General features: G+C 53.6%; 7 protein-coding genes. All 7 read left to right on the top strand.

What is annotated here, in order from left to right:
• The first annotated feature begins 182 nt into the window (after window positions 1-182).
• The 7 genes from BCS36_RS12640 to BCS36_RS12610 all read left to right on the top strand — a co-directional run bounded on the left by BCS36_RS12640 (window position 183) and on the right by BCS36_RS12610 (window position 6,701).
• Window positions 183-1,199: an alpha-hydroxy-acid oxidizing protein gene (locus BCS36_RS12640; protein WP_291303234.1), complete on the top strand. Its 1,017-nt coding sequence runs from the start codon at window positions 183-185 to the stop codon at window positions 1,197-1,199.
• 313 nt (window positions 1,200-1,512) lie between these two features.
• Window positions 1,513-2,214, top strand: coding sequence for an ERF family protein (locus tag BCS36_RS12635; RefSeq protein ID WP_291303230.1), 702 nt, complete (start codon window positions 1,513-1,515; stop codon window positions 2,212-2,214).
• A gap of 68 nt (window positions 2,215-2,282) precedes the next feature.
• Complete coding sequence (locus BCS36_RS12630) at window positions 2,283-3,446, top strand: hypothetical protein (RefSeq protein ID WP_291303229.1); 1,164 nt, start codon at window positions 2,283-2,285, stop codon at window positions 3,444-3,446.
• A 133-nt stretch (window positions 3,447-3,579) separates the two neighbouring features.
• Window positions 3,580-3,801 carry an AbrB/MazE/SpoVT family DNA-binding domain-containing protein gene (locus BCS36_RS12625; protein WP_096152631.1) on the top strand — a complete coding sequence of 74 codons (222 nt, stop codon included), beginning with the start codon at window positions 3,580-3,582 and terminating at the stop codon, window positions 3,799-3,801.
• A gap of 2 nt (window positions 3,802-3,803) precedes the next feature.
• Window positions 3,804-4,232, top strand: a complete 429-nt coding sequence (locus tag BCS36_RS12620; protein WP_291303228.1) for a putative toxin-antitoxin system toxin component, PIN family — start codon at window positions 3,804-3,806, stop codon at window positions 4,230-4,232.
• A gap of 69 nt (window positions 4,233-4,301) precedes the next feature.
• The gene (locus BCS36_RS12615; RefSeq protein ID WP_291303227.1) at window positions 4,302-5,654 is read left to right on the top strand and encodes an AAA family ATPase; all 1,353 of its coding nucleotides are present in this window, start codon (window positions 4,302-4,304) and stop codon (window positions 5,652-5,654) included.
• A gap of 9 nt (window positions 5,655-5,663) precedes the next feature.
• A complete protein-coding gene (locus BCS36_RS12610) occupies window positions 5,664-6,701 on the top strand; it encodes a DUF3150 domain-containing protein (protein WP_291303226.1) in 1,038 nt (345 codons plus the stop codon).
• Window positions 6,702-6,705: the final 4 nt, after the last annotated feature.

Raw genomic sequence — 6,705 nt, 5'->3', positions numbered from 1 at the left:
TTCCCTGGCAAGGTGTGCATAGCCCATACGCCCCTCAATCTTTGGTTGGATGGAGAGGCTAAAGGGCTATACCACCTTGCCTTTTCATTCAACTTTGAGGGTGTTGCACTTGCAAGTTGAATCCGCCAGGCATATGAACTAAAGGGGCTTGCTTATGCCCCTGAATTTAAATGGAGATTCGTATGAAAGATATTCGACAAAAGGCCAAAGAACTTATGCGGGGAGCTTGCCGGCTTTGCCCAATTTGCGACGGGCGAGTGTGCGCTGGTGAAGTACCGGGCATGGGTGGCCTGGGCAGTGGCACTGCTTTTAAAAATAATGTTAAGGCCTTGGCCGAAATCGCGTTGAACATGCGCCTCATTCACACTGCCAGCGCTCCCGAGACCTTCTGTAGCCACCTTGGGATGAACCTGGATATGCCGGTGGTGGCCGCACCCATTGGCGGCATGTTCAATTTCAATGACGCCGTAACTGAAGAAACATATGCCGAAGCTGTGGTTGAAGGCTGTAAGAACGCAGGAATTATCGGTTGCACCGGTGATGGCGTACCCCCAATAATTACTCAAGCTGCTTTTGCTGCCATTACGGCAGCCAAAGGGCACGGCATTTCTTTCATCAAGCCCTGGGAGAGTGACGAGCTTGATGAAAAGCTCGACCGTTCTTTTGCCAGCGGTTGCAAGATAGTAGGCATGGATATTGATGCCGCGGGACTGATTACCCTGCGCAAAATGGGGCACCCGGTTGGCCCCAAGTCTCCCAAGGAACTGGCCGCGATTGTTGAAAAAGTTCATACGGCCGGTTGCAAGTTCATCTTAAAGGGTATTATGACGGTTGCGGACGCTGAGGAAGCCGTGACGGCCGGGGTAGACTGTATTGTGGTCTCCAATCATGGTGGCCGTGTGATGGAGTATGCCCCGGGTACGGCACGGGTGCTGCCCGCGATTGCCAGGGCGGTTAAAGGCCAGGTAACAATCATGGTGGACGGCGGCGTGCGCAGCGGGGCTGATGTTTTCAAAATGCTGGCGCTTGGGGCCGACCTTGTGGGAATTGGCCGCCCTATTGTTTGGGCTGCAATTGGTGGAGGCACTGAGGGCGTGAGCAAGTATATTGCCCAGGTCAAGGGCGAACTTGTGCAGACTATGGTGCTGACAGGCTGCAAGAATATTGCCGCAATCAATGAAGATGTTTTATTTGCTTAGGGCGGATAACCTGAGAGAATATCTTAAAATCTGGCCTCTACGCTTAAACGTCTTTTAGCCTGTGCAAACGCTGGAAATTCGCTTTCCCTCTTTTTATGAGTGGATGTGACCTTCCCCCCGAAAGGATGCCATCGACCTATCAGCGCCTCTGACACAGAGAGCAAAAGTTGAAAGGTCGTGTTACTCATCAGTTTTCAAGAATATATTACTCTTACAAGAACACCAGAGTAATGCTTCAAATCAACCTGAAAGCCCTGTTCGGCCACAAGCCGGACGGGGCTTTATCATTTTGCTATCGAAGGAGGATGTTCATATGAACCAATACCAATCAGCAAGTATTACTGATTTGGCTAAGGCCCTGCTCAACGTGCAGCGAACCGTGCAACCGGTTACAAAAGACGCTGAGAATCCCTTCACCAAAAGCTGGTACGCCAGCCTCAACAGCGTCATGGATGCCTGCCGTGATGCGCTTATCGAAAATGGCATTTGGCTGTGCCAATATCCTGTGCCAGTGGAGCAGCCCAACTCTTTAGGGCTGGTTACCAAGTTGACACATGCAGAGTCTGGGCAATGGCAAAGCTCCTTGGCCGTGGTGCCTCTGCCCAAGGCCGACCCACAGGGCATGGGATCGGCCATGACCTATTGCAGACGGTACGCTCTGACCGCCATGCTGGGCATGGTGACGGAAGATGATGATGGTGAAGGGGCAAGAACTGGTCGAAAAACGCCCTCACGCCCGAAATTGCCCGTAAACAGCCCTGAAATGAAAAAAGCGCATTTGCCCGGCACCAATATCAAAAATAATTCTTCAGCCACCTCAAATCGCTCGTCAGCCAGCCTTGAAAAACTCCCAACGTTGGAGGGCATAACCTACCAGCAGGTCACGGCCCAAGACGGGCGGCCCTGCATCATTGCCACCGGCAACACTCAGGCCAAGAAGGAACTGCTCACAGGCGCGGGCTTTCGTTGGAATACGCAACGCAAACTGTGGTGGAAATATGTTGATGCCGCATAACCAAAAACAAAACACCGAGTGAAAGGGCTGCCTGATGGCAGCCCTCTTACTTTTGTGGGGATGAAATCATGATAAACACCAACCGCACGGAAGGCTTGCGGGCATTAATTCGTCAGGGGCTGCAAGCGGTCTCTCAGCAAAGTACCGCCGCTCATCTGGGCGACAGATCCACGTATGTGGGCATGAGCGACATCGGCCAGCACTGGGAGTGCCCACGGGCAGCACTTGCTAGAAAGGTGCTGCCCACCACAAACAGCCTGGAGCGTCTGCTGACCCTGCAGCGCGGGCATTGGTTTGAATCCGGCGTTGGCAAGGCGCTTGCGTCTCTGGGCCTGTATGTACTGCCTCAGCTTGAGATCAACTGGCAGCATCAGGGCGTGCCCATCAAAGCCCATCTTGATTTTGTGCTGGTCTGGGGTGCGCCCGTCAATGCCATACGGATTCTGGAAGTGAAGAGTACGGACAAGCTGCCAGCTTCGCCTCACGATTCTCACCTGCTGCAACTACACGGGCAAATCGGTCTGCTGGCCCAAGCCTGGGACAAACCCGTTTTCAGCCTGCGTGCTGAGGATGGCACGCTTTTGCATGAAAAGATGACCTTCCCTCAGCTTTGCCGTGCCCAACTTGGCCTTCAGTTGCCCAAGCAAGCTGAGAAACTGAGTATAGAAGCCTGGCTGCTCTGCCTTTCCATGAAGGACGTGACCACCTTTGGTCCCTACACTTTCAATCAGGCCATGCTGGATACGGCCCTTGATCATGCGGTCCAACTCTGGGGCGACCTCACGGCCCACCGTGCCGGGAATTTGTCCCTTTCACAGGTAACCTGCGCCCAAGGTTTTTACCCAATCTGTTCCTACTGCGAATACAATGGCGACTGCCCCAAGTTCCCACAGGGCGTGCATATGCCGCAATGGGAACCGGCACTTGAAAAGCTGGCGGCCCTCAAGGAACAGCGCACGGCTTTGGATAACGAAATCAAAGAAATGGAGACGGTGCTTAAGCTGGTTCACCGGCAGTCTGGCACACGAGATTGGGTAGACACGGGAAACTACCGATTCCGCATGTCAGTGGCAGCAGGGCGCAGCACGCTTAATCGCGAAGCCCTACATGAAGAACTGACTGCCATCTTCCGCTTTGAAGGCTTGGGTAACATTGACGTAGATGCCTTGCTTGCCCGCTGCGAGCGCGTTGGCTCTCCTTTCGAAAAATTAAGTATTTCACCTATAAACTGAATCTGGAGAAACAAACTCACAGAGCGCGATAACGCAAGGAGGATAAGCTGAGAACCACGTAGCTTGACAAATAATTTGCAAGACGTATCCTTTAATCACGGATTCTTTACTCTAGCGAAAAAAGGAGGCCGCGATGCTTGCCAAACTTACCTCTAAGAATCAGCTTACGCTTCCAAAGGCCATTGTGCAGCAGATTGACCAGCCCGAATATTTCGATGTGTCGCTGGAAGATGGTCGCATAGTCCTCACGCCCATGCAGGTACGGCCAGTTGACGCCGTACGCAACAAACTAGCGGCTCTTGGCATCAGTGAGCAGGATGTAACGGATGCTGTCCAGTGGGGGCGTAGAGCATAGCTATGGCCCCTCGTGTAGTTTTAGACACAAACTGCCGTGTTTCCGCGCTTATTTTCTCAAAGGGAAGAATAGCTGAGCTCCGTCAAATATGGCAGACTGAAGGAATCATCCCTGTAGTTTGTCGTGAAACCGTCACTGAATTGATCAGGGTGTTAAGTTACCCAAAGTTCAAGCTGGAACCCCAAGAAATTGAGAGTTTGCTCGCTGAATTTCTGCCCTGGGCTGAGACTTTCCCACTTGAAATTCCTCTTGAAGAAGTTTCAGAACTTCGTGACAGGGATGATGCAGTCTTCATTCATTTAGCAAAAGCAGCCAATGCCGCTTTTCTAGTGTCTGGGGATAAACACTTATTAGAACTGCGGCATATATTTCCAGAACTGCAAATAACAACCCCCGCAGAGCTTTTAAGGCATATTTCAAAACATAACTAACAGTCATTATAATAAATTTACAGGAAGGCGTACCCATGAGGGTGCGCCTTCCTGTTTTTGGAGGCAATAATGAAAGGCACGAATATTTCTGAACTTGACTCTCTTCAGCCCACCGACCTTAATGCCGGTCAAGTTTTCAGCGGCAAGCCCTCTGGCACCACGGTCAGGGGCTATGCCGTTCCTTCGGCCTACACCCCGGCAATTGATCACGACTATATCTTCCATGAGTCGAGCCGCGACATGGTGGTCTGGTTCGTAAATCTTCAAGGGGCACAGGGGGCACATGAACCGCTCTATGTCTTCGGCCCCACAGGTTGTGGCAAAACAAGTTGCATCAAACAACTGGCAGCCAGGCTCAACTATCCGATCTTTGAGGTCACCGGCCATGGGCGGCTGGAGTTCGCCGATCTGGTGGGGCATCTGACGGTCAAAGACGGCAATATGACCTTTGAATATGGCCCTCTTGCCCTTGCCATGCGGTATGGGGCAGTTCTGCTGCTTAATGAGATCGACTTAACCTCACCAGAAATAGCCGCTGGCCTGAACAGCGTTTTGGACGGCTCCCCCCTGTGCATTGCAGAAAATGGGGGTGAAATTATCCAGCCGCACCCCATGTTCCGTTTCGTGGCCACGGCCAATACCAATGGCGCTGGCGATGACACGGGCCTGTACCAAGGCACACAACGCCAGAACCTCGCGTGGCTAGACCGCTTCACTATCTGCGAAGTGGGCTACCCGACTGCGGATGTGGAAAAAAGCTTGCTTGCCCGGCGCTTCCCCTCTCTGCCCGAAGCGCTCCGTGCCACCATGGTGGAGTATGCCAACGAGGTGCGCAAATTGTTCATGGGTGAGGCATCAACCGGCAACCTCACCAACACCATAGAAGTCACCTTCTCCACGCGCAGCCTGCTGCGCTGGGGGGATCTGACCGTGCGCTTCCAGCCTCTGGCCCACCAGGGCATACAGCCTGTCACCTATGCCCTCGACCGTGCCCTGGCCTACCGCGCCAGCCGCGAAACCCGCGCCATGCTGCACGAACTAGCTCAGCGCATGTTCGCGCAACAGGTGGAAGCTGAAACCCTCAAAACCGAAACGACTGAAGCAGAAACCTTGCAAGGTGAGCAAGCCCTGCGCTTCATGCGCAGCCATTTGAGGAACACTCCCACGATAGCAAAGCCCCGTGTCCATCTGGAGGTAGTTCATACCCTTCCCGGCAAGAAACAGAACGGTAAGTTCTGGATCGGCGAGGCTCGGCCTGAAGGCCTCATGCTCCATTGGGGCAAGCCGGACACTGCCGGGCAACAACACGTTATCTCCGCTGAGAATTGTGCGGGCAACAACCCCGTGCTGGAGCTTGAAGCCCGCGCAGCCAAAAAGCTCACGGAAGGTTACGTCCTCAACACTACAAAAAGTTCATTTTAGGAGACTGTTATGACACCGATTGTTTCTGACATTCGCATTCTGGACAATTTGCTGGCCCTTAACCTCAATGTCAGTCTGTGGTCAGCCCGACGCAAGATGAGCCAGGATGACCTGGGGGGAGCGGAACTGCCACCCGAAGATCTGGCGTCCCTTGGTTCCAAACGCATTGCCGACCCGGCGAACCTCAAGGTGTTTGGCACACTCAAGGCCCGTGCCTTCAACTATCTGGACAGACACGGAGTGCGCTTCATGTCCGGCTGGGCCATTCCTGAAGAAAAAGCCGGTGAAATCGTGCAGGAGCTTTGCAACATCCGCAACGACTTCCAGAAAGAAAAAGAAGCCTTTCTGGCAGGTTATGATCAGAATGTGCAGACCTGGATAGAAAAGCATCATCAATGGGGTGAAATTATCCGTAACTCCATTGTGGGGCCGGACTATGTGCGTGCCCGCATGGATTTCCGCTGGCAGTTGTACAAGGTGTCCCCGCTGGCGCAACATACAGATAACACAGCCGTGCTGGAAGCTGGTCTGGCAGAAGAGGTGCAGGGGCTCGGAGGAACGCTCTTTGGCGAAGTGGCCAAATCCGCCGAAGACATCTGGCGCAGGGTTTACCACGGCAAGACAGAAGTAACTCACAAGGCCCTTTCTCCTCTGCGGACTCTGCATACCAAGCTCACGGGCTTGTCGTTTGTGGAACCGCATGTAGCTCCTGTAGCAGATATCGTGCAGGCCGCACTGCTTCGCATGCCCAAGAAGGGCAATATCGTCGGCACAGATCTGCTGCTCCTGCAGGGCCTAGTCTGCCTGCTCAAGGACAGTGCTGCCCTGGTGGCGCATGCACAGAAGGTCATTGAGGGTTATGGCCCGGCCTTTGTGTTGGACACCCTGTTGGCTGGGGCGAACAGTATTTCCGACCTGGATAGCGGGGATGACCGGATCGATGGCAATGTTGATGGCGACCCGGATGAAACGCCCATCCTGCCGGATACGCTCTCAGTGGAAACGGCTGTGCCGCATCCCGCCATTCCCAGCTTAGGCCTGTGGTGACGCC

Origin of the sequence: Desulfovibrio sp. MES5 (assembly GCF_002237645.1) — a bacterium.
Taxonomy (GTDB): domain Bacteria; phylum Desulfobacterota; class Desulfovibrionia; order Desulfovibrionales; family Desulfovibrionaceae; genus Desulfovibrio.
This window is presented reverse-complemented; position numbering and strand designations above follow the sequence as displayed.